The following is a 25,087-nucleotide window of genomic DNA, read 5'->3' on the forward strand; positions in this document are numbered from 1 at the left end:
ACGCGGCCCTCGGGCGACCCAGTGCCGCCGCAGTAGCCGGTCCCGGAACCCTCACGTACACGCATTCGCAGGAGAACAGAACCCATGGCTGAAGTCCTCGTCTATGTCGATCATGTGGACGGTGCCGTCCGCAAGCCCACCCTGGAGCTGCTGACGCTGGCCCGTCGCCTCGGTGACCCGGTCGCCGTCGCGCTCGGCGCGGGCGCCGCGGACACCGCCGCCAAGCTGGCGGAGCACGGCGCGGTGAAGGTGCTGACCGCCGACGCCCCCGAGTTCGCCGACTACCTCGTCGTCCCGAAGGTCGACGCGCTCCAGGCCGCGTACGAGAGCGTGTCGCCGGCCGCCGTACTCGTCCCCTCCTCCGCCGAGGGCAAGGAGATCGCGGCGCGCCTCGCCGTGCGCATCGGCTCGGGTCTGATCACCGACGCGATCGACCTGACGGCCGGTGACCAGGGTCCGGTGGCGACGCAGTCCGTGTTCGCCGCCGCGTACACCACCAACTCCCGTATCACCAAGGGCACTCCGGTCATCACGGTGAAGCCCAACGCGGCCCCCGTCGAGCCGGCCGCGGCCGCGGGCACCGTCGAGGCGCTGGCCGTCACCTTCGGTGAGGCGGCCACCGGCACCAAGGTCGTCGGCCGTACCCCGCGCGAGTCCACGGGGCGCCCGGAGCTGACCGAGGCCGCGATCGTCGTCTCGGGCGGACGCGGCGTCAACGGCGCCGAGAACTTCGCGCTCATCGAGGCGCTCGCCGACTCCCTCGGCGCGGCCGTGGGCGCCTCGCGCGCCGCCGTCGACGCCGGCTGGTACCCGCACTCCAACCAGGTCGGCCAGACCGGCAAATCGGTCTCCCCGCAGCTGTACATCGCCTCCGGCATCTCGGGCGCGATCCAGCACCGGGCGGGCATGCAGACGTCGAAGACGATCGTCGCGATCAACAAGGACGCCGAGGCGCCCATCTTCGACCTCGTCGACTACGGCGTCGTCGGCGACCTCTTCCAGGTCGTCCCCCAGCTCACCGAGGCCATCAAGGCCCGCAAGGGCTGAGCCGGCACGTCCCGGGGGCCGCGCGGTGGATCGTCACCGCGCGGCCCCTGTGTGCTGCGCGCTCGCTTCCGCGCCCGCTCAGGGCGACCATTGACGCAGCCCGGATCGGGCGATTAACTTCGCCATGCGGATGATTCATTCCGCATGGCGGAAATCTAGCGCGGTAGACGGAGGCTGGGGAATGGGTCAGGGCCAGCAGGAGAAGGTGGCGACGAGCCTCGCGGGCGCGGTCGGTGCGAGCATCAGCGCCTCGCTCGCACCGGTCGACGCCGAACTCGCCCGCCGGTACCCGGGAGACCCCGGCACCCGCCAGCCCGTCCACACCGTCTACGTCCCCGCCGACGCCTTCGACGCGGGCACCGTCCGCTCCTGGGGGGACCGGGCACTCGCCGCCCTCGACGAACACGCCCCCGACGCCGCCTCGCTGGCGCGCGCCCTCGGCCTCTCCGGCGAACTGGCGGGACCGGTGTACGAGCGCGTGCGGGCCAAGCTGGAGCGCGAGCCCGTCGAAGACCTGCGGATCGACTTCGAGGACGGCTACGGCCCGCGCTCCGACGAGGAGGAGGACATCGCCGCCGCGCGCGCCGCGCGCCTCGTCCACGCGGCGTACGCCGACGGCACCGCCGCCCCGTACACGGGCATCCGGATGAAGTGCCTGGAGGCCCCCGTACGGGACCGGGCCATCCGCACCCTCGACATCTTCCTCAGCGGACTGATGGAGGCCGGCGGACTCCCCGAAGGGCTCGTTCTCACGCTGCCCAAGGTCACCTATCCCGAACAGGTCACCGCGATGGTGCGGCTGGCGGAGGAGTTCGAGAAGGCGCGGGGTCTGGAGCACGGCCGGATCGGGTTCGAGATCCAGATCGAGACCAGCCAGTCCATCCTCGCCGCCGACGGCACCGCCGCCGTCGCCCGGATGATCGTCGCGGCGGACGGCCGCGCCACCGGACTGCACTACGGCACCTTCGACTACAGCGCCTGCGTCGGCGTCAGCGCCGCCTACCAGTCCAGCGACCACCCGGCCGCCGACCACGCCAAGGCCGTCATGCAGGTCGCCGCCGCCGGCACCGGCGTACGGGTCTCCGACGGCTCGACCAACGTCCTGCCCGTCGGACCCACAGCCCAGGTCCACGAGGCGTGGCGGCTCCACTACGGGCTCACCCGCCGCGCCCTGGCCCGCGCCTACTACCAGGGCTGGGACATGCACCCCGGTCATCTGCCCACGCGCTACGCGGCCGTCTACGCCTTCTACCGCGAGGGCCTGGAGCCGGCCGCCGCGCGACTCGCGGCGTACGTGGCGAAAGCCGGCGGCGACGTGATGGACGAGCCCGCCACCGCAAAGGCGCTCAGCGGCTATCTGCTGCGCGGGCTGGACTGCGGAGCCCTCGACAGCGACGAGGTCACCCGGCTGGCCGGGCTCACCCGCGCCGAGCTGGAGAGCTACGCCGCCCCGCGCCGCGCGGACCTCACGGTCTCGGCGCCGTGACGCTTGCCGAGCCCGCCCGCACAGGCTGATCCGGCGGCGAGGAACGGCCGCCGCCGGGCCTACCGGTCCGCCGGCGGCGGCAGTTCGCCCGAGCCGCGCGCGATCAGCCTGGTGGGCACCACCACCCGGCCGGGCGCCTCGGCCGCCCCGTCCAGCCTCCGGAACAGCCGCTCCGCCGCCGTACGCCCCAGGGTGGCCGCGTCCTGCGCGATGACCGTGACCCCGGGGTCCAGCAGGTCGGCCAGCTCGATGTCGTCGAAGCCGACCAGGGCGACGGGCCGGTCGTGCGCGGCCAGCGCCCGTACGACCGTCACCGTGACCCGGTTGTTGCCGGTGAGGATCGCGGTGACCGGCTCCGGGGCCTTGAGCATCGAGACGACGGCCTCGTGGACACGCTCGGGAACGGTCGTGCCCAGCGACACCCAGGAGTCCTCCACCGGCAGACCGGCCTCGGCCATCGCCGCGCGGTAGCCGCGCAGGCGCTCGACCGCCGTGTGGATCCGGGGCTGGTCGCCGATGAAGCCGATCCGCCGGTGGCCGTGGGCGACCAGATGGGCGGTGCCCGAACGCGCGCCGCCGAAGCTGTCGGAGAGCACGGCGTCCGCCTCGATCTGGCCGGCCGGACGGTCCACGAAGACCGTCGCGACGCCGGCCTTTATCTCCGGCTCCAGATAGCGGTGGTCATGACCCGCGGGAATGATGATCAGTCCGTCCACGCGGCGCGCGCACAGGGCGAGCACCAACTCCTGCTCGCGGTCCGGGTCCTCGGCGCTCGACCCGTTGATCAGCAGCGCGCCGTGGGCGCGCGCGACCTCTTCGATCGCGCGGTTCAGCGGGCCGTAGAACGGGTCGGCGAGGTCTTCGAGTACCAGTCCGATGCTGGCGGTACGGCCCTTGCGCAGCACCCGCGCCGAGTCGTTGCGGCGGAAGCCCAGCGCGTCGATGGCCTCCTGGACGCGCCGCTCGGTGTCGGGGGTCACGCCCGGCTCCGCGTTGACCACGCGGGACACCGTCTTGAGACCGACACCGGCACGGGCTGCCACGTCTTTCATGGTGGGCCGATTACCGTAGCGGGGCTCAGGGTGACGGGCGGTGTCGGCCACGGTGCGCTGTCCTGTCGTCGTTCGGTTGTCGTGCAAGGCTTGTGGCGTTGAGCATAGGCCCTGGACAACGTTGTCAGGTGAATGGAGACTGTTCCACGAACCCGCAGGTCCCACGCGCGTCCATACCACCCCCGCCCGCGGGGAACACTCGTCCACTGGAGATCCGACACAGATGCATAACGACCTCGTAGCCGCTCTCGACATCGGCGGCACCAAGATCGCCGGGGCGTTGGTGGACGGCGACGGGAGGATCCTCGTACAGGCTCGCCGCCCGACCCCGGCGACCGAGGACGGCGAGTCGGTCATGCGCGCGGTCACGGAGGTGCTGGCGGAGGTCGGCGCCTCGCCGCTGTGGACGCGCGCGAGCGCCATCGGCATCGGCAGCGCGGGTCCCGTGGACGCGGCGGCCGGCACCGTCAGCCCGGTGAACGTTCCCGGCTGGCGCGGCTTCCCGCTGGTGGAGCGGGTCCGGCGGGCCACCGGGGGCCTGCCGGTGACGCTCGTCGGCGACGGCGTCGCCATCACGGCCGCCGAACACTGGCAGGGCGCGGCCCGCGGCTACGACAACGCCCTGTGCATGGTGGTCTCCACCGGCGTGGGCGGCGGCCTGGTGCTCGGCGGCAAGCTCCACCCCGGCCCCTCGGGCAACTCCGGCCATATCGGCCACATCAGCGTCGACCTCGACGGCGACCTCTGCCCGTGCGGCGGGCGCGGCTGTGTCGAGCGCATCGCCAGCGGCCCCAACATCGCCCGGCGCGCCCTGGAGGGCGGCTGGCGGCCCGGCCCCGACGGTGACACCTCGGCGGCGGCGGTCGCGGCGGCGGCCCGTACCGGCGACGCGGTCGCGATCGCCTCGTTCGAGCGCGCCGCTCAGGCGCTGGCCGCGGGGATCGCCGCGACGGCGACGCTCGTCGAGATCGGCATCGCGGTCGTCGGCGGGGGAGTGGCGAACGCGGGCGACGTGCTCTTCCTGCCGCTGCGCCGGGCGTTGCGCGAGTACGCGACGCTGTCGTTCGTCCAGAACCTCACCGTGACACCGGCGTTGACCGGTACGAACGCGGGTCTGGTGGGCGCCGCGGCGGCTGCCTCACTGGGCCGCGGGACCGCCGTGCCGAGTGGGGCCGACTCGGCGATGAGCGCTCCGACGATTTAGTGACGGATCGTCATCGCAGGCCCTGCGAAGGCGATGTGACGGCCTGTCAAATACCCATCTCCGGGGCTTTCTTCACCCATGTGTCATTGCGCGCGTTTGCGGTGGGGCCTGTTCAACTCTGTTGAATGAGGCCCGGTAACGGTTGCTCGGTATCCCGTCAGAACCCTTGACGACTCCCTCCCAGGGGAGTGAGATCCAATCCTCGCGTTCGGTTGTGTTGGGTTGAACCCCTGAGGAGGGGGACATGTCTCAGTCTCCGTTCAACGGTTCGGCGGTACCGGCGAGTCTGGCGGGCCATCGGATCTCCCGGCGAAATCTTCTGCGCGGTGCGGCGGCCGGGGCGGGCGCGATCGCGCTGCCGTCGCTGCTCGCCGCCTGCGGCGGTGGCCCCGGCGGTGACGGGAAGACCGTCACGATGGGGTCCAACGCCTCCGACCCGGTCCCCAAGAAGGCGTTCGCCCAGGCATTCGCGGCGTACGAGAAACAGTCCGAGGACAAGCGGACGGTCGACGTCAACACCGTCGACCACAACAGCTTCCAGGAGAACATCAGCCGGTATCTGCAGAGCAAGCCGGACGACGTCTTCATGTGGTTCGCCGGCTACCGCATGCAGTTCTTCGCAGAGAAGGGGCTGCTGCACGACATCAGCGACCTCTGGGGCGACTACACCGGCTTCTCCGCCGCGCTGAAGGCCCAGTCGACCGGCTCCGACGACAAGCAGTACCTCACGCCGTACTACTACTACCCGTGGGCGGTCTTCCACCGGAAGAGCGTCTTCGAGCAGTACGGCTACGAGGCGCCGCGCACCCTCGACGCGTACCTGGCGCTCGCCGAGCAGATGAAGAAGGACAAGCTCACCCCCATCGCGTTCTGCGACAAGGACGGCTGGCCCGCGATGGGCACCTTCGACTACATCAACATGCGCAGTAACGGCTACGAGTTCCACAAGTCGCTGATGGCGGGCGAAGAGGCTTGGACCGACAAGCGCGTCAAGGACGTCTTCGACACCTGGCGAAGCATCCTCCCTTACTGCCAGCAGGGTGCCAACGGGCGTACCTGGCAGGAGGCCGCGAGCAGCCTCCAGAAGAAGGAGACGGGGATGGCCGTCTTCGGACTCCCACACCCCGGCCAGCAGTTCTCCGAGGCCGAGCAGGACGACATCGACTTCTTCGCCTTCCCCGAGATCAACCCGGAGCACGGCCAGGACGCGGTCGAGGCCCCCATCGACGGATTCCTGCTGGCGAAGAACTCCAAGAGCCTGAAGAACGACCGGACGATGGAGAGCGCCAGGGACCTGCTGTCGTGGCTGGCCACGGGCGAGGCCGAGGACATCTATCTCGCGGGTGACCCGAACAACGTCGCGGTCAGCGACGACGCGGACACCTCCAAATACACACCGCTTCAGAAGAAGGCGGTGGATCTGATCGCCGGCTCGAAGCAGATATCGCAGTTCATGGACCGCGACACCCGGCCCGACTTCGCCTCCACGGTGATGATCCAGGCCATCCAGAGCTTCATCAACGACCCGAAGGACATCGACGGGCTGGTCAACGGGATCGAGCGGCAGAAGAAGACCCTCTTCGCCTCCGACGCCGGCAGCTGAGCCCGGACAGGCACCCCTGTCCGCCGAATTTCCGCCGACCGTCCCGCCGACCCTTCGCCGACTCCGACCGGGAGCTCTGATCCGTGGCGTTCTTCACTGCGCGGCGCACCCGGCGGCGGGGCCCGCGGCGGTTCTCCGCCCGGGACCGTGCCGTCCTCTGCGTACTTCTGGGAATACCCCTCCTGCTCGACCTCGTCATCGTGTGGGGCCCCACCGTCGCCTCGATCGTGCTGTCCTTCACCGGCTGGGACGGCATCAGCGACATCGAGTGGGTCGGCACGGAGAACTACGAGAACCTGTTCACCAACTACCCGCAGTTCTGGCCCGCCGTGCGGCACAACCTCCTGTGGCTCGGCTTCCTCGCACTGGTCGCCACCCCGTTCGGGCTGCTCCTCGCCGTACTCATCGACCGCGGTGTGCGCTTCAGCCGCTTCTACCAGTCGACGATCTATCTGCCGGTCGTGCTCTCGCTGGCCGTCGTCGGCTTCATCGCCCAACTCGTCTTCTCCCGCGACCAGGGTGCGCTCAACGCGATCCTCGGCGACACCGCGAACCCCACCGACTGGCTCGGCGATCCGGACATCAACATCTGGATGGTGCTGCTGGCCGCGGCCTGGCGGCACACCGGCTATGTGATGATCCTCTATCTGGCGGGCCTCAAGGCCGTCGACGCCTCTCTCAAGGAGGCGGCCGCCATCGACGGCGCGAGCGAGACTCAGACATTTTTCCGGGTCGTCTTCCCCACCCTGCGACCGGTCAACGTCATCGTCGGCGTGATCACGGTGATCGAGGGGCTGCGCGCCTTCGACATCGTCTACGCCGTCAACAAGGGCAGAAACGGCCTCGAACTGCTCTCGGTGCTCGTCACGGACAACATCATCGGAGAGGCGAGCCGGATCGGCTTCGGATCGGCGATCGCCGTCGTCCTGCTCGTCGTCTCCATGGGCTTCGTCGTGACGTATCTGGTCCAGGAGATCCGAGGGGAGAAGTCCCGATGAGCAGCCACGCCGACACCGCCACCCCCGGCGCGCCCACGCCCGCACCCGCTCCCGCCGGCGGGCCCGGGACATCGGGCCCGCCCGCCGGCCGACGCCGCGTCACTCCGGGCCGCCTCGGGGTGCACGCCTTCCTGATGGCCGTCTCGCTCGGGTTCCTCGCGCCGCTGCTGCTTGCGGTGTACGCCTCGCTGCGGCCGTACGACGAGACGTCCGAGCGTGGCTACTTCTCGCTGCCCGACAAGCTGTCCCTCGACTACTACCGACAGGCGTTCACCGACTCCGGGATGACGAAGTACTTCGTCAACACCCTGATCATCGCCGTCCCCGGAGTGCTGCTCGCGCTCTTCCTCGCCTCGTTCGTTGCCTTCGCCGTGGCGCGGTTGAGGATGCGCGGGTCGATCGTCCTGCTGATGCTGTTCACCGCGGGCAATCTGCTGCCGCAGCAGGTGATCATCACGCCGCTGTACGTGCTGTTCAACCGCATCCCGCTGCCGTACTGGATGTCCGACTCGATGACGATGTACGACTCGTACTGGGCCGTCGTCGCCGTCCAGGTCGGCTTCCAGATGGGCTTCTGCGTCTTCGTCCTGGCCAACTTCATGCGCACGCTGCCGATCGAGATCCTGGAGGCGGCGATCGTCGACGGGGCGGGTGTCTGGGCGCAGTACTGGCGGATCACCCTGCCGCTGTGCCGGCCGGCCCTCGCGGCCCTCGGCACGCTCCAGTTCACCTGGATGTACAACGACTTCCTGTGGGCGCTGGTCTTCATCTCCGACGGCGACAAACTGCCGGTGACCTCGGCGCTCAACAACCTGCGCGGTCAATTCTTCACCGACTACAACCTGCTGGCGGCGGGCTCGCTCATCGTGGCCCTGCCGACGATCATCGTCTTCCTGCTGCTCCAGCGGCACTTCATCGCCGGCCTCACCCTCGGATCCAGCAAGGGCTGAGCCGAAAAGGGCCGTTGGGCCGCGACTTCTTCAGGAGGCGGATTCTCTGGACTGCTGCGGCACCACCACGACGAGGAAGACGTCCGACTCCAGGTCCATCACCACCTCGGCGGGAGTTCCCTCGTCCCGCCGCGCCTTCGCGAACTCCTCGGCGGGCCGGCTTCCCCGCGGGTCCCCGGCCGGGAATGTCTCCAGTACGACGCGGTGCATCGCATACCCCCTTGTCACATCCGACTCCAACGACCATCTGTCCGTATGTGTTACGGCTCCGGCTGAAAACGCTCCGTGAACCAGGACTCTGCGCCGCCTCCGTAAGAGGTGGCGATCAGGCCACGGACCGGCAACGGCGAGGTGTCGACGGGGCAGCCGGAATCGGCCACGTGTTTCCACTGCCGGGTGTTGCGGGCAATCCACATGGGGCTACGGAAGAGGGGGAACCGTGATCGTCTGGATTAACGGTGTGACCCAGAAAGTCGCTGGTCAGCGGCTTACCTGCTGAACTCCGCCGCGAGCATCTAGCCTTAGTTAGCCCTCATGAGCAAGATCCTTCTCCCATTCGTCTCCCATGGGGGCAAGGGGTTCCCCCCGCTAACGGGACACTGTTGGCGAATCCGGGAGGGGGCAAGAATGACGTCGGCCTTCGTGACCGTTGTGGTCGTGAAGGCCGGCGTTGTATTTGGAAGGAGGGCGTCGAAGTCATTGCGAGCCAGGAAGATTGACGGTCTGTCGGGGGACGCTGGCCCGCTTGGCACGAGCTGCGTTCCCGAAAGGCAGTCTGACGATGCGGATCCGCGACAAGTCGGGCGAGTTGTTTTCAGACGGTGACTTTGCCGAGCTGTACTCAGGCAAGGGAAAGCTGGTGTGGTCGCCGGTGTGACGACGAGGATTGTTAGTTGCCGCAAAAGGGGGATAGTTGGCGCTGGCTCAGCGTTCGCAGTGGCGGTGCAGGTCACGCAGTGATGCTGCTGACAGGAGTTTGAGCTGTTGTTATGTCGGGGTGCGGTTGCAGTAATTGAGCGGGGGCGGTCGCTTTCTCAGCCGCTGCGACCGGGATGTCGAGCGGAAGCGCCGTGCCTTGGTCGCGGATTCTCATCACATGAGTCGCCTCGAGTTTCAGGCGTCGACAGCGGCGGTTCGGGGAGTGGCGTCGGACTCTGGGAATCCTGTCGCGGCCTCTGTCGGCGGGGGACTCTGTGTACTTGGCGCATCTGCGGGTCTTCGATGACGACGGCGAGCAGCAGCTCGTCCCGCACTATCCGCCCCACTCCATGCGCCACACCTGCGCCTCATGGCTGGGGCAGAAAGGAGTCTCCCTCTACGAGGTCCAGCACCTCCTCGGCCACGAGAGCTTCCAGACCACCCAGCGCTACGCCCACCTGCAGGCGGACGCGCACAAGGCCGTCCTCGGGGCCTGGGAGCGGATGGAAACCTCGCTCACGATCGCCGCATAAACGTTCTTTCGCCCCTGTCCTGCTTCGACAGGGGCGAAGCCGGTTGCGAGCGTAACGCGGTCACGATCACGAGTTCGAGTCGGCCGGCTGTTCCTGGGGGAGCACCCAGCGGCCGTCAGCGTCGAACGGCCACGGATAGGCGTAGGCATCGACCTTTGCAAGCTCGCGAAGAACCTCCCGCCTGGCCGGGGGATCCGGCGGAGTAACAAGCGCGTGGGGCAGCGGGTCGAGCCGTGCGGCATACGCCTCCGCCCACTGCAGCCATTCCGCCTCGCCGGCCGGAATCGGAGCATTGCCAGTTCGAGCGCGGGCTGCCTGGCAGAAGGCGCGGATCTCGACAGCCTGATTCCACGCACTCATCTGTTCGGCGAGCACCTTCGCACGCTGCTGATCGATCTGCTGCTCACGCGCCTGTGCGATAGCCGCGTACCACCGGCGCCGCCGCTCGGCTTCGAGGAGTTCCTGCTCTCGGTCCCGGCGTTCGCCTTCAGCAGCGAGATGTTCGAGGTCCTGTAGGAAGAGACCCAGGCGCGACTCCAGCGTCCATCGCGCCCCGTCGCTGTGCGCATACGAGTGCTGGTACCAGCTCTTGGCGGGTGCACCGAGGGCGAGGCGTCCGTTGAACTCCTCGTCGTACTTGGGGAGCCGGATCCAGGGATTGCGCTCCTTTTGGCGTACCTCCTTCGGAGTCGGCTCGTGAGGGACTTTGGTCGTCCGTTCCGTGAGGACGAGGGGAAAGGCTCGGCCCCGGATCACGATCGCCAGTGTGTGTAGGGCCTCGCCGCGTTGGAGGTCGGTCTGAGGCTCAGCTGTGTAGCCGCGGTTCTCGGCTTCGGTCAGTAGCGCGTGCATGATCCGTAGGGCGCGGTCGGCAAGCGGACGCGACACATGCAATGGGATGGCCTCCGCTCTGCCGCGGGTGTCGACCGTGCCCTGGGAGCGGCCCATGGCTTTACGCGTCACACGGACGAGAGGGTGAGGCCGATCCAGAACTTCCGGCACGTCGATGCTCGGCACCGGAGGAGACTGCCTAGCCTTCTCGGCCTCTTCGTTGACCAAGGTGAAGACACAGTCGCCACGTTGGCGACCGTTCCACCGCACCTTGTGACCTCCCGGAACGTGCCCGTGGTGGAGTGCGTCGTAAAAGGCGGCCCGCCACCGTCCCCGGGTCCGAGGCGCAGGATCAGCAACCGTGATCGTCCCTGATGCCGACTGCAGACGGGAGACCAGTTCAGCCCCGCCGGCCGGGGCGAGCGCAGCTTGAGCACTGTCACCCGCCAGCCGCTCCTTCTCCGCCTGGACCTGCCGGGGATGCTTGCCGTGCTTGAGGTAGTAGCGGCCGTCCGCAGTTACCACGGCGACGTGACCACTGCCGCGCCAGGTCCTCTTGATCAGCCCTCGTTGTTCCAGCGCCCAGGCGACCTGTGTACGGCCGGGTGGAACGTGCACCGCATCGGAGACTGCCGCGAGCTCGCGCAGCAAGTCGGCCTGCGGCGCAGACACTGCGTACTTCACCACTCCGGCTCCACTCGAGGGTGCAGATGGGATTGTCAAGGTAGAGGGAAGGGAGGCGACGGAGGTGTGTTGGCCCCTCATACGGGTGGTGCCAAGGCTGAACTCGACCACGGCCGACGGCACCTGGTGTAAAGCCCTGCCGATCCTCCACAGGACAGATCTGCCCGGAATTTGCTGTTCGACATCGTCTTGGTGCCCTGCATCCGCAACCGAGACGCGCTGCTCAGGCGCGGCAGCGAACGACCGGTCGAGCAGGAGAGCGGGGGCCGAAGGCGAAGCTCGTCTCTCGCGGAGTCATCTATGCTCGCGCCCAGTTGGTATGACCGGTTCGCTTCAGGGGGCGGAGAGCCGCATGGCCGATGAGATCAAGTACGAGTACAAGGTCGTGCAGACGGTTCGGGGCACCGACGGTTTGGTGATCTCGAAGATGCAGAAGGAGGGATGGGAGCTCGTGGAACAGCTCCCAGGCAGACTTCGCACCACCCTCAACTTCCGTCGGGCGAAGAGGCCACTTCCTTGGCGTCTGATCGGGGCGGGGGCTGCCGTCCTCGTGGTCTTGGCCGCCATCATCGGCACGGGCGTCGCGCTCGGCGACGGCGACGAGGAGAAGGGCGCGTCAGCCAGTTCGCCCGCCGCCAGTGAGAAGTCTTCCGCTACGCCGCCCGTAGACGAGCCGACCACCGCTGAGATGATCACGGCGCAGAACAGTCCCGAGTTCGCCACCTTGTTGAAGGCGGATCCGTGCGGCGAAGCGAACGTGAACTTCGCAACCAAGCACGAGGGGCAGACGGTCGCCTTCGACGGGTCAGTCAGGCACATGGCGGCCCACGCGGATGACCAGACCCGCTACGACTTCCTTCTCGGCCCGGGCGACAAGGGGCCGCAGACGACGGACGGCCCGAACTTCAAGTACGAGGACGTCAACACCCGCAATCTCCACCTGACCGGCAAGGAGGTCCCTGCCACCATTGCAGTTGGCGACAAGTTCCGCTTCATCGCCGAGGTGATCGAGTTCAACACGGTCCAGTGCCTATTCCGCCTCGCCCCGGTCTCGACGGAGACCCGGTAGCCGAGATGGCCAGCCTTCCCATCGTGGAGGAAGCTTCCCGATGGAACGGCCCCCTGCTCCATCCATTCGAGAGTTTTGAACTTTCCCACCAGCTTGCCAGACGGCAGCGCCATCCTTGACCCATGCTCGCATCCAGCCCTACCCAGCGGCTCGCCGACCACGTTCGACATTCCCTTGGCAGCGGACCGTTTTTCCAGCCCGGCGGATGGACCCACATGGGTGCTGTCATCTGCGACGTCAGCTTCCAGCCACGGTGCAACTACGAGAGGAATCTCCGACCGCGGCTCCTCCATTTGCAACTGAGCTGGGCTGATGCAAGAACAGTCCGCGGATTCCAGCGCCGGCTCGTCACGGAAGACCTCGCCGTGGCCATGAAGTTCAACCACGCACAGAAGGTCGCGACGGCTCACGCCATCACCGACCTCCTCGCTGCCGACGGGGTCGATACCCGGGAGGACCTTTACGCCTGGCTCGATCATCAGGCCAATCGCGCCGCTCTGCGCACGGTGAAGGGAGTGGGGCCGAAGAGCATCGACTACATAGGCAATCTCGTCGGCCGTTCGCACGTCGCCGTTGACGTACACCTGCGTGCCTTCGCCGGGGATGCTGGTGTTCCGGACCTCCCATACGACCAGTTGCGCGCCGTGTATGAGGAAGCCGCCGCGCTTCTTGGGCACGACAAAGGCGGGCTGGAGCATGCCGTTTGGCGGCATAAGTCGAAGGCCACGTAGCCACCCAGCGGGCCTGGCCGTTGTAGGTGCGGTTGCAGCAGGCTGATCTGCCGAACCGAGGCGGACGCGCCGACTACCAGGTCGTCAGCCCTCGCGACTGGCTGTACCGCCTGGACCCGGAGCGCGACACGATCGAGAACGGCCCCCTCCACCCCAGCGCGGGTCGCGAGGCTGGCGCGCGAAGACTCCGGTCCGACCGAGTGGTGGCTCGGGAAGCCGCTGAAGCGGATGAGGGACGGCGACCGGCTGTGGATCTACTTCGGCGGGGTCGAAGGAAAGATCGCGGCGATGGCGCATGTGAAGTCGTCGCCGCGACCGGCGCCGATCGGTTCGCAAAAGCCGTACGAGTTCGACGCCGGACTGGACCTGAAGGCGACCATGGCTCTGTCCAAGTCGCCGGTACGGCTTGAGGAGATGGATCAGAGGCACCCGCAGGCATGCGGGGAGTTGCGAGCGGCGGACGTGAAGCTGGCCGAAGCGCGTGCCAACCTCTGACCGCCTTCCCGCTGGGCGCGCACCGCATCGCCGTGCGTGCTCAGCTCTTGAGGGCTCGCTCGATCCGCTCGAAGTCTCAGGGCTGAAGTTGCCCCGGCTGATCTGCACGCTCCGGTTTTGTTTCGGCGTCACCACATTCGGATACGACGCCAGCTCCGGCACGGCGATCTTCCAGGTGGTCGCGATGCGCTCGAGGACGATCACCGCGTCACGGGACATGGCGCGGCGCACCAGGTAGAAGGCGAAGGACTGGGAGGGCAGTGTGTACGGGATCGGCCGCCACGATTGCGAATGGTAGCCGTGGAACTGCACGGCAAGGATCTGCATGGCGAGTTCGTCGTGACTGTGCCCCTGCTTCGTCAGGCCGTTCAGGGTCCGGGACCACCACCGGAGTCCTGGATGGTCCTTGTCGGGGTGCGTCAGGAAGTGGTTGGGGGTCCCGCCGGCGTTCGCGATGTGTTGCAGGGTTCGCTCGGTCACGCCGGGCCGGGCGTAGGCGGCCGGGTCTGCGTCGCTCACACCTGGGTTGGCCAGCAGCATGACCAGGGGTGCGTCGTGGAGGCCGATGAACGGTTCCGGCGGGAGTGTCAGGTTGAGCTGGTACGGCGCGTGCGAGGGGTGGACTTGGGTGTCGGCGAGGGCTTGCAAGTGCGGCAGGTCTTCGGGGACCGCGTACGGTGCGTTCCTGGTCGTGCGGGTCCACGGATTGAGCACCTGATCCCCCGCTATCCGCGTCGTCATGGCATGCAAGCCTACGAGCATCCTGCGAGCGGACCGTCACCGTGCCGACCAGCCATTGGCGCGGGGCGCCCTTCCCATCATGATCAGGTGGCGAGTTCGAGGGCAACGACGGCACGGACAGCGGCTGTGATCCGGATGGTGCTGCAGCGGAGTTTCTTCAGGAGCCGCCGAGACTTGAGGATGCCATGGCGCGTTCGCCGAGGCTGCGGATCTTGGCTTGATCGCGATTGTGGCAGGTCTGTGAGGTCGTCGAACGCCTTGTCGTGGCAGGCGAGTGGCGGCCGGGCGATGCGCAAGCCGGTCCCGGTGCCGTGGGTCACCCGTCGGCGTGGGCGGGCTGCCCGTTGCAGTTCAGTAGTTGCCGCCCCTGCTCGAATCGCCGAGCAGCCGCAGAGCCACGAGTCGATACTCCGAGGCACTGCTCGGACTGAACACCTTGGTCGCGGCGTCGAGCGCCGCGCGGTCCGTTGCGAGGGTGCAAGGGCAGCCTGAAATGGCCTGAGTGGGGCAACTCCTCAGAAGAGTGTCGAAGATCGGGCTAGCATGCGGCGGTGATTCGACAAGGAGCGGGGAGCCAAAGCGGTCAGGTTCGAGGGAAGAAGCAGGAGCCGTGGCAGCACTTCGAGCAAGAAGTCGCCGAACTCGTCGAGAGCCTCGATTCAGGCGCCACTGTTGAACCGGACGCCCACGTGACCGGCTTGGTCAGCGGAGCCACGCGACAACTCGACGCCTTGGTGCGCGGGCAGGTTGTCGGCCAAGAGATCACGATTGCTATCGAAGCCAAGCGATACAAGCGGCCGGTAAGCATCGGGACCATTGACGAGTTCGTTGGCAAACTGCTCGACGTCGGCTGTGACCGCGGAGTGCTCTACGCCGCGGGTGGCTTCTCCGAAGCTGCTCTGTCCCGGGCAAGCAATGCGCGGAATCCCGGGATCGGGTGCGTGCACCTTGCCCCGCGCGCAGACGGAGCCCTAATGCGCTCCTATACAGGACTGGGCCCGGTCGAGCTGGCGTTCGAGGAGCATCTGGATCGGATCGTCGGAGTCCACCGAACTCAGGAATACGATGAATGGCTGCGCAGCGGTGTAGCCAATCTGTACCGCCACTAGGCTGCGCCGCGCTTCATCGGCCCTGATCCAACCCGCCTGCTTGACGCTCGCCCACTACGTATCCGCGAACCCTTGCGGATCGCAGCAGCGTATCGCCCCTGCCATGCGGCAGTTGGTTGGCGGGCGTGCACTGCGGACTCGCGGATTCCCAAGCGACACCCCCGTACTGGTTACCCGGCGGCAGGCGGTGCCCGCTGTCGCCAGGGCAAGACCTACCGGTCCCCGACCGCGCCGGTTTCGCGGGACCCCTGGATGCGGTGAGCCGTGTCCACCTTCGCGAGCTGGCAGCCGTCGCTCTTCGCGTCCCGCAAGGCTTCCAACGTCGCCTCCGCTTGGATCCCGTAGGGGGTGATGATGCCCTCGCGAGGTGGTAGTCCACCAATGCCCTGGCGATCAATGATCCGAGGGCTCGTGCAGGGGGGGCCTAACCGTGGCAACCTGTTCCGTCCCGAGGAGGAGGAATGGACTGTTGGTCATGACGCTCGTTTGACGCTCTGGGCGCCAGCACGCGGTACCGCGAGCCATAAAAGGGGCTCTGAACTGGGCTTTTCCGAGACTCTCCCAGGCCGACATCTTTCCGATGACGCACCACGTGGAGTGCGTGGCGATCCTGGACCCCATCGCAAAGTCCTACTGACCTGGGGTTTTGTGTGTGCGCATTATGTGCGGGACCATCCCCACGCGTGCGGGGATGGTCCCGACTTCGACATCGCCTCTTCGTCGAGCTTCTGTGCGATTGCCGCGACTGGCGCAGGGACGGGCCCCTGCTTCCAACCGACGCGGCTGCCCATGCCACTGGTGTCCCTAGCGGTGTTCCGGGTTTTCGTAGTCGTGGCGGCAGCCTGCGTCCCAGGCGGTGCGCTGGTTGCCGTAGGCGGGGATGCCACCCAGGTCCTTCAATGCCCGGGCCAGGTGGAGCAGGTTCCAGGTCATGAACGTGGTGTTGCGGTTGGTGAAGTCGTTTTCGGGTCCGCCGGAGCCCGGGTCGAGGTAGGAGGGGCCGGGGCCGGCCTCGCCGATCCATCCGGCGTCGGCCTGGGGAGGGATGGTGTACCCCAGGTGTTGGAGGCTGTAGAGCACATTCATCGCGCAGTGTTTGACGCCGTCCTCGTTGCCGGTGACCAGGCAGCCGCCGACGCGACCGTAATAGGCGTACTGGCCTGCGTCGTTGAGAAGACTGGAGCAGGCGTAGAGGCGTTCGATCACCTGCTTCATCACGGAACTGTTGTCGCCCAGCCAGATCGGTCCGGCCAGCACGAGGATGTCGGCCGTCATGACCTGACGGTAGAGGTCCGGCCAGGCGTCGGTCTCCCAGCCGTGCTCCGTCATGTCGGGCCACACGCCCGTGGCGATGTCGTGGTCGACGGCCCGGACGATGTCGACGTGGACACCTTGGCCTTCCATGATTGCGGTGCTGCGGCCGATCAGGCCCTGGGTGTTGCTCGTTCCCGGCGAGCGCTTGAGGGTGCAGTTGATCACCAGAGCCTGCAGGTCGTCGTAGCGGGCCGGCGGTGTGTCGGTGGCGGGCGACGAGGCGGTCACACGGTCCTCCCGGAACTCTCTGCGCAGCACGATGCTCGGCGGCGCGCGTCCACATCCGGATTCAGCCTGCGGGCAGCCCGCAGCAGCCGCCATCACAGGGCCGCCGAATGGCCTCGGCATGCCCGAGGCATTGGTGTCCGCACCGCCGCCTCGGCCAGCTGCCTGTAAGTGGCCGGGCTCGGTGGGCGTGCCTAAGTTCGTGTCATGGGTAGCCAAAACGCGACTCCGGGGTCCGGTACATCCTGGTGCGTCACGAGCAGGCCGCCTCGTTCATGGCGGAGATCTACGGACGGCTGACCGGCCGCGCCGGGGTGTGCTCGGCGACGTTGGGACCTGGTGCGATTAATCTGCCGCTCGGCACCGCGACGCGATGACCAACGGCTCCCCGATGGTGGCCCTGGCCGCGCAGGGGTCGCTGCGCCGTGTCCACAAGGAATCGCACCAGGTCATCGACCTGGTGTCAATGTTCGCTCCGGTCACCCAGTGGTCGGCCCGCATCGAGTGTCCCGACGCGGTGCCGGAGATGACCCGCAAGGCGTTCAAGACCGCGCAGAGCGAGCGGCCCGGAGCCGTGTTCCTGGCGGTGCCGGAAGACATCGAAGCGGGAGGGTCCCGTGAGGGGCGGGTCATTGGCGCGCACCGTGGTCGGCACGCCCGCGGGAACCAGCGTGCCTTGATGCCGTGTGCGACGAGGGGGCGTGGGCCGAGGTCCGTGACCCGGCCCGTTGCGAGTTCCTTGCTGCAGAACACGCAGTCCGCGCCTCGCTGCTGTCGGCTCGTCAGCTTGTCCACTGGGCGCGGGGATGGTCCCGGATCAAGCGCGGCGTCCGCGTCCCTCATGGTGTGCTCCCCGCACCCGCGGGGATGGTCCCAAGCTGAGAGCCGTATGACGCAAGGGAGGTTCGTGCTCCCCCGTCTGGGCATCGCCATGACGGGGATCGGCATCGTCTGGCTGGTGCACGCGCGCACCGGGTCGTATGCCGCACTGTTCTTCTGCGCGAAGGTCGCAGAGCCACACGCGCACCCCGCGGATCCCCGGCTGGAGTTGGCCAGGAAGGAAGCCGCACGGCTCATTGCTGAGCTGCACGCCTCTGAACGACGGCCAGGCGGCAGCTGCCCGGACTGACCGTCATCCGGCCTCTAGCCAACCGTCGAACGAAAGGATCGGGCCTCCGTCCAGGTACCGCTTGACGGCGACCAGGGTGGTGTGTGTGAAGGGTTGCGGAAGGTCGTCCGGAGGTACCCAGGCGATGGTGTCGTGTTTGTGCGGTTCCGCGTTGTGGGGAGTACCGCTCCACTGGTCGGTGTGGAAGACCAGGGCCATGAACATCCCCTGGGACCTTCGCTCCCCAGGAGCCATGAACGACGTGGACGAGGCGCAGATCCGTCTCAGCGGCCACAACGCCCGTCTCCTCCTTCAGTTCCCGTACCGCGGTCGCGGTGATCGGTTCCCCTGGTTCGCCCTTGCCACTGGGGGCATCCCATTCGCCAGGTGTGAAATCCAAGTGGCTGCTCCGCCGCAGGATGAGGATTCTGCCGTTGCCCGGGTCTGTGACGAGAACAGCAGCGATGAGCCTCGTCGTCATCGGTTCGCTCTTCCACCGGGCCGCTGGCTGACCGAACTCAGTCAAGTGCGTTCCTCCAGACGATCTCAAGCCGTGAGAGCGATACGCCCAGCGCATCGGCTCGGTGAGTCTGCCTCAGAATCCGTATGGTCCGCCTCGACGTTTCTCTTCACGAACACCAGCAGGTGGCTGGTTCTGTAGGGTCTCGCCGCCCATGGCCAGCGGCGGTTCCGTGACCTGGTAGTTGTCGTCGTGTCTCACGGCTTGGCCAGCCGTCCAGTCTCACGATCGTGTCCGAATCCTCGGGGCGGCTGGCTTGCTGGCTCGTCAGCTCGCTGGCTAACCACCAGCTGACGGAGCGCAGAACGCAAGCGGGGCGCCGGCCGGAGTGGCTGGCGCCCCGTTACCGTGCCGTCAGGCCGGTTCGGGTGTGGGCGTCTCGGTCCGGCTGCCGCTCAAGACGTCCACGATGCGGAAGTCGTCGCGCTCCAGTGCCTCGACGATCGCCACGGCCATGTCCTCAAGGCCGTCCGTGTCGGCAGGTAGGCCGCCGTGCGCCTTCCGGTAGGCGACCATGGTGTCCACGATCCTGAGCACAACATCGATGTTCTCCGCACTGCTCTGCATCACGCCTCCTGTTCGTCGTCGCTGCCGCCGTTGACCGCGCGGAGCCGCCGGTGAGCCTTGAACGCCTCCCCGGGTTCCGGCCAGTCGTCGGCGCAGATTCCGTAGCGGGGCGGCATCAGACCCCGCTCACTCATATGAGTGAAGGGCCTGACCTGCCAATCTCAAACTCGTGTCAGATCTACCATCGCTTGGCCATCGACCGTGAGATTTGGCCACGAAATCTGAGACCCTACAGGTTCAACGGGAGTTCCCGGGGAGCAGGTCCCGCGTCGCGTAGAAGGCGTGCAGGGCTGCTTCGCTGCCGGAGCCCATGGCGGTCATGATCCGTTGGAAACGGGCCGAGCGCAGGTCGCCGGCGATGATGACCCGAGGGTGCTGGTGTGCGGGGAGGCAGTAGCCGGTGGTGTCGCGGACCAGGTCGCCGCCCGGAGCCGTGGGTGCAGTGCCGATACTGAGGAAAGCGAAGTCGGCTGTCACGCCTCGGAGTTCACCTTCACGGTCGACGATCTCGGCCGACAACACCGTGCTGTGCGTTGGGTTCAGGGTCAGATGGTCTGCAGGGATGAGGGTGACGCGGGGGTCGGCGCGGATCTCTTCGATCTTGTAGTCGTCGCTCGGGGGTAGACGACAAGCAGACGTGTGTCGGTGGTCGGGTGGCTTCGGAGGAAGGTTCCGATCGGGCGGTCGCCGCCGAGGATGAGCAGGGTGCGGCCTTCGGCTTGATCTTCTTCGGCCTGCCACAGCGGCAGGAGGGTGAGGCCAGAGGAGGCAGTGATCCAGGGGGCGCTCGGCTGGAGGGGGCCGACGCCGGTGGCGACGATGGCGTAAGGGGCGACCAGTTGGTTGCCGGAATCCAGGGTGACGGTGATGTGGTCGTCAGCGGCACGGAGTCTGGTGGCACGTCGGCCGAGTTCGATGCGGCACAGTGGTGTGCTCTTCAGCTCTGCTGTGACGGAGTCGGCCAGTTCAGGACCGCTGGTGTAGCCGCCCAGGACGTTGTTCAGCGCCTGGATGCGGTAGAGGTTGCGGCACAGGGCGTCCGGTTCGATCAGTACGGAGCGCATGCCGACGCTGGCGGCCATGCGGGCGGCGGCGCGGCCGGCCGGGCCTCCGCCGATGATGACCAGGTCGGTATCGGGGTGACGGGTGTTCCGGCAAGGGGCGGTGTGACGGCCATGTGGGCTATTCCAGCACCATGGCCTGGTCGTACGAGGCGAGTTGCCGCATCACCTGGCTCGTTGTGACGAGTTGTCCGGGGCCGATCAGGCGGCGGGCCACGGTCAGGCCGGCGTTGTGGACGTCGGGTCCGGCGTCGCTGGCGCAGGCGTCGGTGACGATCCAGGGGGCGTAGCCGTGCTCGAAGGCGTCGGCGGCGGACTTGAGTGCGCAGCTCTCGGTGGCCACTCCGCAGAAAATCAGGTCGGTCCAGCCGGCGTGACGGATCAGTCCGGTGGCTTCCGGTGTGAAGAGCGTGTATCCGGTCTTGTCGAGGACGGCGTGCGCTTGGGTGGCACGGTCGGCGAGTTCGGGCACGATGTCCGTCTCTGGCGGCCCTTGGAGGCGTTTTCACTGGAAGAAGCGCTCGTACGGGCTGTCGGGGTAGTTGAAGTAGCGGGTGAAGAGCACCGGTTTTCCCGTCGAGGCCCAACTGCTGACGAGGTCGGCGACAGCAGGGACGGCGTGCATGCTGTGGCGGTTCACGAAGCCGTTCTGCACGTCGATCACGACCAGTGCCGCCTTGGCGATGTCCATCCGGTGTCTCTCCTTGCTCGGTATCAGCCGACGCTTTCACGTAGGGTGTCCTGTCCCGCACGCAGGCGGTCAGCCAGGCCGCTGGTCTTCATGATGGCCTCCCGCATGAGGACGTGCTGAGCGGTCTCCTGCGCGCGGGCCGTGGTGAGCCGGGAGTACGCGGCGCGCGGAAACGCCAGCCGTATTCCTCGGGCATGGAGGGGTCCTGGCCGTCCTCGATCATCTGCTGGATCTGGTGGGTGAAGCACCACAGGGCCTGGACCGTCAGTTCGCAGGCCACCAGCTCGTCCACGGTGAGGCTGCGCTCGGGCGAGATCGATGCGTAGGCGACGCCGGACCATCCCGCGTATCCGGCGGAGACTCCGCGTACGCCGAACGGCACGATGCCCGGGTGGTCGAAGCCCGTGGCCAGGAGTGTCGCTTCCACCGCGCCGTCGAGTGGTGCGGGGCCGCCGGATGCGCCGCGGTCGACGAGTACGGACGGGGTGGACGGCAGGCGCAGAGCGGTGTCGTACTCGCTGCCGGTCCACGGGGTGGAGGTGAGCCAGTACAGGGAGAGGACGTATTCGGGGTTGGGGACGCGTGAGTGGTCCGCGTCGAGGAGGTCGTGGATCTTCGTCCTGGCCCACGGCAGATCGGTTGCGTAGGAGCGGTAGCGCCATACGGCGAGTTCAGTGAGCGATGAGGGTGTGTGGGGCTGGACGAGGTGGAACACGGCGACGCCGCAGGCGAAGACCTGAAGAGTGCACTCGTGCGCTTCCGGGTGGTCCAGGAGTGCCGCCGAGGACTGCGGCCACTCGTCCTCGGTGTGATGTGCCATGTCGGCGCGGAGCCGGTGGGCGCGCTCGGCGCCGATGAAGACGGGCAGGAACTTGTGGGAATCGACTTCTATGCCGCAAGGCCGGGCTCGAAGGGCTCACCCGCGCTCTCGCCCGCGAACTCGGCCCGGCCAGCATCACCGCCAACTGCGTGGCCCCCGGCTCCATCCGCGTCTCCGCCGAGGACACCGTCGTCGACGACCCCGAAGCCATGACCGCCCGGCAGCGCGCCCGCCAGTGCATCCAGCGCCGAGGCCACCCCGACGACGTGGCTGCCGCCGTCTCCTACCTCGCCTCCGAGGACGCCGGCTTCATCACCGGCCAGACGCTCCGCATCGACGGAGGTTGGGTCCTTGGCTGACATCTATCTCATGCGCCACGGAGCCTACGAAGCGCCAGCCGCTGCGCCGACTTCCTCCACGACACAGCCGAAGAACACGGCTGCGTGCTGGCGGTCTCCCACGCCGTCTTCCTCGGCGTCCTCACCCATCTCCAGCGAGGGCCAGCCGCCTTCACCCATGCGGCGAGAGACCCATGGCCATTCGCCGAACGCCGTCTTGTCCCCCACCAACCCACTGCACCAGGCAGATGACCGCCACGCCCACCGGCCGAGGATGCTGGAGGTCGGCTATTCAGATGGCCGATCGTGCGTCTCCGGCGCTCGATCTCGGATGCCGACCGTGGGTGGTTCGGCTCTCGGCGGACCCATTCACTCACCCAGGTGACATCCCATCGTGTGCCCCGATCACGGGCTCGCGACGGGTACCTCTATCCCGTGCCGGCCTTCGACCTCCCCGTCTCCCTCGCCTTGTGCCAGTCGGTCGACCGCATCCGCGGTGGTTCCGGAGTAGGTCTGGAGCCCAAATTTGATGGATGGCGCTGCCAAGTCCTAGCAGGTACGGGCCGAGTGTGGAGTAGGCACGGCACCGATCTGACTCACGCATTCGCGGACCTTGCGAAGGCGTCGCGCGTACTGCCGGAGTGCGTCCTGGCCGGCGAACTGGTCGCCGTCCTCGACAGCGGCGAACTGTCCTTCCCGAAACTACAGTCGCGCTCTGGCCAGGGGCCCCGGCCCAACGAGGGCTTCACCGTTCATTTGGCAGCCTTCAACGTCCTCGCTGTTGGCGACATGGACTGGCGGCCCAGGCGTTACGAGGAGCGGCGCGCGCAACTGCTGGACCTGTTGGGAAGTGGGCCGGCGGCGATTCGCCCGGTCCCTGCAACCGCCGACGCCGCTACGGCCCTGGACTGGGCGGGCGCACTCGGAGGAGTCGAGGGCATGGTCATGAAACCGAACCTGCCCTATGTAGCAGGTCGCGGCTCGGGCTGGTTGAAGTGGCGGCAGATGCACAGCAGCGGGACTGCGGTCCTCGGGGTGAGCGGCCGGACCCCCGCAACGCAGTGCCTCGTCCTCGGTCTGCCCCAAAGCGGCGGTCAGATGCGGGCGGTGGGGGTCAGCCTTCCTCTCGGTTCGGCGGTACGGCACGCGTTGCTTCCGCTGCTCCGGCCGGCCGCAGATACGGAGGCTGAGTTGTCCGGGACCGTGGGCGGGCTGCCGAGCGCCGAACCTGTCCGGTACCTGCCAGTGGTCCCCGAGGTCGTCGTGGAGATCGAGGCAGACCAGTCAGGGCCTCACGAGTTCGGGCGGTTCCGGCACCGCCCACGAGTGCTACGCGTCCGTGGCGACATAAGAGTCCAGGATCTGGATCCGGGGTCCTGAACCTGTATGGGGAATGAGGATCGCTGAGAAACCTTTTCGACGTGGTCGTGGCGCACGGCGTGCCGACGTGATCGGCGACGGCTGTTGTCTCGTTGGGGAGTTCGCGCAGTGCCGGCGGCGAGGGCCGCTGCTTCCGCCCGAAGGTGCCGAGTGCGGGGCCGGGCAAGCCCGCGCTCCGGCAGAGAGCCGGCAGTTGCCCGCCGGAGTCACGAAACACGCTCGACAGGCTACGAAATCCGCACAGCTGGCACCCGCCGACGCGTACCCACGATGTCGGTGACGGCCTGCAGGAGTTCGTGGCGTACGCGGGCGGAGACGGTGCCGACGAAGATGCCGGGGGCGAATTCGGTGGTCCATCGGCTGAGGGCGCCGCGGAGGTGGTCGGGACGCCCCACATCAGCCCAGGAGTTGCACCATCCGCTTCGACGGCCTCCCCCTGATGCGCATGACCGCCCCGCACCTGGGACCGCCGTCTGCGCGAGTTGGTACGTCCCGACGTGCTCATCCTGGACGACTTCGCGATGCGCCAAATGACCGCGGCCCAGGCCGACGACCTCTACGAGCTGGTCTCCGAGCGCCAGGGCCGGTCGCTGATCCTGACGAGCAACCGGGCGCCGAGCGACTGGTATCCGCTCTTCCCCAACCCTGAGGTCGCCGAGTCGCTCCTGGACCGGCTGATCAACACCAGCTACCAAGTGATCATGAACGGGCCCAGCTACCGGCCCAACAAGCGGCCCGGAGGAGGCAGCCCCGACAAGGCAAGCAAGCCCTCGATCAAGTAGACATGGACGAGGTCAGGACCTGGGGAATTACGTGACGGCAGGCCCGGGGAATTACGTGATCGTTCACATGCGGTAGCCGGACAGCCATGAGATGGTCCGCTCGATCACCCACCGGCGGCGGCCCAAGCGTTCGCTGGACTCGATGCCCTTGCGGGCGATGCGCACGCCGATGCGCTTGCCGCGTAACCATTTTCGCAGGTGGGGGACGTCGTAGGCCTTGTCGGCGTGTAGTCGTTGGGGCTTGAAGTAGCGGCCGTTATAGGGGTCGTGTCTCGTTTGGTGACCCTCGACCATGGGCTTCAGGCCTTCGCTGTCGTGGACGTTGGCGGCTGAGAGGCCGACGACCAGGGGCAGCCCGTTCGCGTACGACAAGATGTGCATCTTAGAACCCGGCTTGCCTCGGTCCACGGGGCTCGGACCTATGTGTTCGCCCCTTTTTTAGCCCTTACGTGGGCTGAGTCGAGGACGACGCGGAAGACGTCGATGAGGCCTGCGTCGTCGAGTTGGTGCAGGACCGCTTCATGGAGCCGCCCCCAGACGCCGGCTCTGGGCCAGATCATGAACCGGCGGTGGGCCGTCGACTTCGATATGCCAAAACACGGCGGCAGAGCCCGCCAGGCGCACCCGCTGACCAGCACGTAGATGATCGCCGCGAACAGCGTCTCATCAGGCGTGTTCGGCGTTCCGCCGCCTTGCGGCCGCACCCTGTCCTCCGGAATCAACGGCCTGGCGAGCTCCCACAAGCCGTCCGGAACAATCCAACTCCATGTACCCCGCCCCATGAGCGGACCAACGAGTGATCACCACATAGGACACCGTCTAATTCATCG

24 protein-coding genes and 6 pseudogenes are annotated in these 25,087 nt (G+C 67.4%); 15 read left to right on the forward strand and 15 right to left on the reverse strand.

What is annotated here, in order from left to right; translation table 11 throughout:
• The first annotated feature begins 84 nt into the window (after positions 1-84).
• Positions 85-1,047 carry an electron transfer flavoprotein subunit alpha/FixB family protein gene (locus ACFWHU_RS21820; protein WP_385792356.1) on the forward strand — a complete coding sequence of 321 codons (963 nt, stop codon included), beginning with the start codon at positions 85-87 and terminating at the stop codon, positions 1,045-1,047.
• 181 nt (positions 1,048-1,228) lie between these two features.
• Positions 1,229-2,533, forward strand: coding sequence for a DUF6986 family protein (locus ACFWHU_RS21825; protein WP_385792355.1), 1,305 nt, complete (start codon positions 1,229-1,231; stop codon positions 2,531-2,533).
• Positions 2,534-2,592: 59 nt separating this feature from the next.
• On the opposite strand, the gene ACFWHU_RS21830 is transcribed toward ACFWHU_RS21825, so the two are convergent.
• Entirely contained in the window at positions 2,593-3,636 is a 1,044-nt protein-coding gene (locus tag ACFWHU_RS21830; RefSeq protein WP_385792354.1) for a LacI family DNA-binding transcriptional regulator, read from the reverse strand.
• Positions 3,637-3,808: 172 nt separating this feature from the next.
• On the opposite strand from ACFWHU_RS21830, the gene ACFWHU_RS21835 reads away from it, so the two are divergent.
• From ACFWHU_RS21835 to ACFWHU_RS21850, 4 genes are all read left to right on the forward strand, one after another.
• Entirely contained in the window at positions 3,809-4,789 is a 981-nt protein-coding gene (locus ACFWHU_RS21835; protein WP_385792353.1) for an ROK family protein, read from the forward strand.
• 244 nt (positions 4,790-5,033) lie between these two features.
• On the forward strand, positions 5,034-6,392 hold the full coding sequence (locus tag ACFWHU_RS21840) for an ABC transporter substrate-binding protein (RefSeq protein WP_387226480.1): 1,359 nt from the start codon (positions 5,034-5,036) through the stop codon (positions 6,390-6,392).
• Positions 6,393-6,475: 83 nt separating this feature from the next.
• Positions 6,476-7,390: a carbohydrate ABC transporter permease gene (locus ACFWHU_RS21845; RefSeq protein WP_385792351.1), complete on the forward strand. Its 915-nt coding sequence runs from the start codon at positions 6,476-6,478 to the stop codon at positions 7,388-7,390.
• Positions 7,387-8,340 carry a carbohydrate ABC transporter permease gene (locus ACFWHU_RS21850; protein WP_385792350.1) on the forward strand — a complete coding sequence of 318 codons (954 nt, stop codon included), beginning with the start codon at positions 7,387-7,389 and terminating at the stop codon, positions 8,338-8,340. The genes ACFWHU_RS21845 and ACFWHU_RS21850 overlap by 4 nt, the downstream gene beginning before the upstream one ends.
• A 30-nt stretch (positions 8,341-8,370) precedes the next feature.
• Here ACFWHU_RS21850 and ACFWHU_RS21855 read toward each other — a convergent pair whose 3' ends face one another.
• A complete protein-coding gene (locus tag ACFWHU_RS21855; protein ID WP_387226484.1) occupies positions 8,371-8,550 on the reverse strand; it encodes a hypothetical protein in 180 nt (59 codons plus the stop codon).
• Positions 8,551-9,539: 989 nt separating this feature from the next.
• Here ACFWHU_RS21855 and ACFWHU_RS21860 point away from each other — a divergent pair.
• The gene (locus ACFWHU_RS21860) at positions 9,540-9,791 is read left to right on the forward strand and encodes a tyrosine-type recombinase/integrase (RefSeq protein ID WP_387226486.1); all 252 of its coding nucleotides are present in this window, start codon (positions 9,540-9,542) and stop codon (positions 9,789-9,791) included.
• A 66-nt stretch (positions 9,792-9,857) separates the two neighbouring features.
• Here ACFWHU_RS21860 and ACFWHU_RS21865 read toward each other — a convergent pair whose 3' ends face one another.
• Positions 9,858-11,306, reverse strand: a complete 1,449-nt coding sequence (locus ACFWHU_RS21865) for a hypothetical protein (protein ID WP_387226488.1) — start codon at positions 11,304-11,306, stop codon at positions 9,858-9,860.
• A gap of 352 nt (positions 11,307-11,658) precedes the next feature.
• On the opposite strand from ACFWHU_RS21865, the gene ACFWHU_RS21870 reads away from it, so the two are divergent.
• On the forward strand, positions 11,659-12,375 hold the full coding sequence (locus tag ACFWHU_RS21870; RefSeq protein WP_387226490.1) for a DUF4839 domain-containing protein: 717 nt from the start codon (positions 11,659-11,661) through the stop codon (positions 12,373-12,375).
• 122 nt (positions 12,376-12,497) lie between these two features.
• Positions 12,498-13,106, forward strand: a complete 609-nt coding sequence (locus tag ACFWHU_RS21875) for a hypothetical protein (protein ID WP_387226492.1) — start codon at positions 12,498-12,500, stop codon at positions 13,104-13,106.
• 84 nt (positions 13,107-13,190) lie between these two features.
• Here the strand turns inward: ACFWHU_RS21875 and ACFWHU_RS21880 are convergent, their stop codons facing one another.
• Positions 13,191-14,342, reverse strand: a complete 1,152-nt coding sequence (locus ACFWHU_RS21880) for a hypothetical protein (protein WP_387226494.1) — start codon at positions 14,340-14,342, stop codon at positions 13,191-13,193.
• 83 nt (positions 14,343-14,425) lie between these two features.
• Positions 14,426-14,571 (reverse strand): annotated as a pseudogene (locus ACFWHU_RS21885) (IS5/IS1182 family transposase); the annotation flags it as partial.
• Between the two features lie 322 nt (positions 14,572-14,893).
• Between ACFWHU_RS21885 and ACFWHU_RS21890 the strand changes: the two are divergent.
• Positions 14,894-15,451 (forward strand): restriction endonuclease, encoded by a 558-nt coding sequence (locus ACFWHU_RS21890; protein WP_387226496.1) that lies wholly within the window; start codon positions 14,894-14,896, stop codon positions 15,449-15,451.
• Between the two features lie 804 nt (positions 15,452-16,255).
• On the opposite strand, the gene ACFWHU_RS21895 is transcribed toward ACFWHU_RS21890, so the two are convergent.
• Positions 16,256-16,993 carry a flavodoxin family protein gene (locus tag ACFWHU_RS21895; protein ID WP_387226498.1) on the reverse strand — a complete coding sequence of 246 codons (738 nt, stop codon included), beginning with the start codon at positions 16,991-16,993 and terminating at the stop codon, positions 16,256-16,258.
• A 218-nt stretch (positions 16,994-17,211) separates the two neighbouring features.
• On the opposite strand from ACFWHU_RS21895, the pseudogene ACFWHU_RS21900 reads away from it, so the two are divergent.
• Positions 17,212-17,597 (forward strand): annotated as a pseudogene (locus ACFWHU_RS21900) (thiamine pyrophosphate-binding protein); the annotation flags it as partial.
• 300 nt (positions 17,598-17,897) lie between these two features.
• Complete coding sequence (locus ACFWHU_RS21905; RefSeq protein WP_387226561.1) at positions 17,898-18,119, forward strand: hypothetical protein; 222 nt, start codon at positions 17,898-17,900, stop codon at positions 18,117-18,119.
• Here ACFWHU_RS21905 and ACFWHU_RS21910 read toward each other — a convergent pair.
• The 6 genes and pseudogenes from ACFWHU_RS21910 to ACFWHU_RS21935 all read right to left on the reverse strand — a co-directional run bounded on the left by ACFWHU_RS21910 (position 18,064) and on the right by ACFWHU_RS21935 (position 21,757).
• Entirely contained in the window at positions 18,064-18,675 is a 612-nt protein-coding gene (locus tag ACFWHU_RS21910; RefSeq protein WP_387226501.1) for an NUDIX hydrolase, read from the reverse strand. The genes ACFWHU_RS21905 and ACFWHU_RS21910 overlap by 56 nt on opposite strands.
• A 297-nt stretch (positions 18,676-18,972) precedes the next feature.
• Positions 18,973-19,185, reverse strand: a complete 213-nt coding sequence (locus ACFWHU_RS21915) for a hypothetical protein (RefSeq protein WP_277312411.1) — start codon at positions 19,183-19,185, stop codon at positions 18,973-18,975.
• A complete protein-coding gene (locus ACFWHU_RS21920) occupies positions 19,185-19,319 on the reverse strand; it encodes a hypothetical protein (RefSeq protein ID WP_301272146.1) in 135 nt (44 codons plus the stop codon). Before ACFWHU_RS21920 ends, ACFWHU_RS21915 begins: the two co-directional genes overlap by 1 nt.
• Positions 19,320-19,422: 103 nt before the next feature.
• Positions 19,423-20,267, reverse strand: a pseudogene (locus ACFWHU_RS21925) (pyridine nucleotide-disulfide oxidoreductase).
• Between the two features lie 100 nt (positions 20,268-20,367).
• A pseudogene (locus ACFWHU_RS21930) lies at positions 20,368-20,937 on the reverse strand (cysteine hydrolase family protein).
• Positions 20,938-21,025: 88 nt separating this feature from the next.
• Positions 21,026-21,757 carry a hypothetical protein gene (locus ACFWHU_RS21935; protein ID WP_387226505.1) on the reverse strand — a complete coding sequence of 244 codons (732 nt, stop codon included), beginning with the start codon at positions 21,755-21,757 and terminating at the stop codon, positions 21,026-21,028.
• Between the two features lie 86 nt (positions 21,758-21,843).
• On the opposite strand from ACFWHU_RS21935, the pseudogene ACFWHU_RS21940 reads away from it, so the two are divergent.
• A pseudogene (locus ACFWHU_RS21940) lies at positions 21,844-22,116 on the forward strand (SDR family NAD(P)-dependent oxidoreductase); the annotation flags it as partial.
• Positions 22,117-22,140: 24 nt separating this feature from the next.
• Here the strand turns inward: ACFWHU_RS21940 and ACFWHU_RS21945 are convergent.
• On the reverse strand, positions 22,141-22,323 hold the full coding sequence (locus ACFWHU_RS21945) for a hypothetical protein (protein ID WP_387226507.1): 183 nt from the start codon (positions 22,321-22,323) through the stop codon (positions 22,141-22,143).
• 207 nt (positions 22,324-22,530) lie between these two features.
• Between ACFWHU_RS21945 and ACFWHU_RS21950 the strand changes: the two genes are divergently transcribed.
• Complete coding sequence (locus ACFWHU_RS21950) at positions 22,531-23,475, forward strand: hypothetical protein (protein WP_387226509.1); 945 nt, start codon at positions 22,531-22,533, stop codon at positions 23,473-23,475.
• Positions 23,476-23,702: 227 nt separating this feature from the next.
• Here ACFWHU_RS21950 and ACFWHU_RS21955 read toward each other — a convergent pair whose 3' ends face one another.
• The gene (locus tag ACFWHU_RS21955) at positions 23,703-23,870 is read right to left on the reverse strand and encodes a type I-E CRISPR-associated endoribonuclease Cas2 (protein WP_387226512.1); all 168 of its coding nucleotides are present in this window, start codon (positions 23,868-23,870) and stop codon (positions 23,703-23,705) included.
• A gap of 78 nt (positions 23,871-23,948) precedes the next feature.
• Between ACFWHU_RS21955 and ACFWHU_RS21960 the strand changes: the two genes are divergently transcribed.
• Positions 23,949-24,257, forward strand: coding sequence for an ATP-binding protein (locus tag ACFWHU_RS21960; protein WP_387226557.1), 309 nt, complete (start codon positions 23,949-23,951; stop codon positions 24,255-24,257).
• A 69-nt stretch (positions 24,258-24,326) separates the two neighbouring features.
• On the opposite strand, the pseudogene ACFWHU_RS21965 reads toward ACFWHU_RS21960, so the two are convergent.
• Positions 24,327-25,039 (reverse strand): annotated as a pseudogene (locus ACFWHU_RS21965) (IS5 family transposase); the annotation flags it as partial.
• Between the last annotated feature and the right edge of the window lie 48 nt (positions 25,040-25,087).

This window comes from Streptomyces sp. NPDC060366 (assembly GCF_042725135.1).
Classification (GTDB): domain Bacteria; phylum Actinomycetota; class Actinomycetes; order Streptomycetales; family Streptomycetaceae; genus Streptomyces.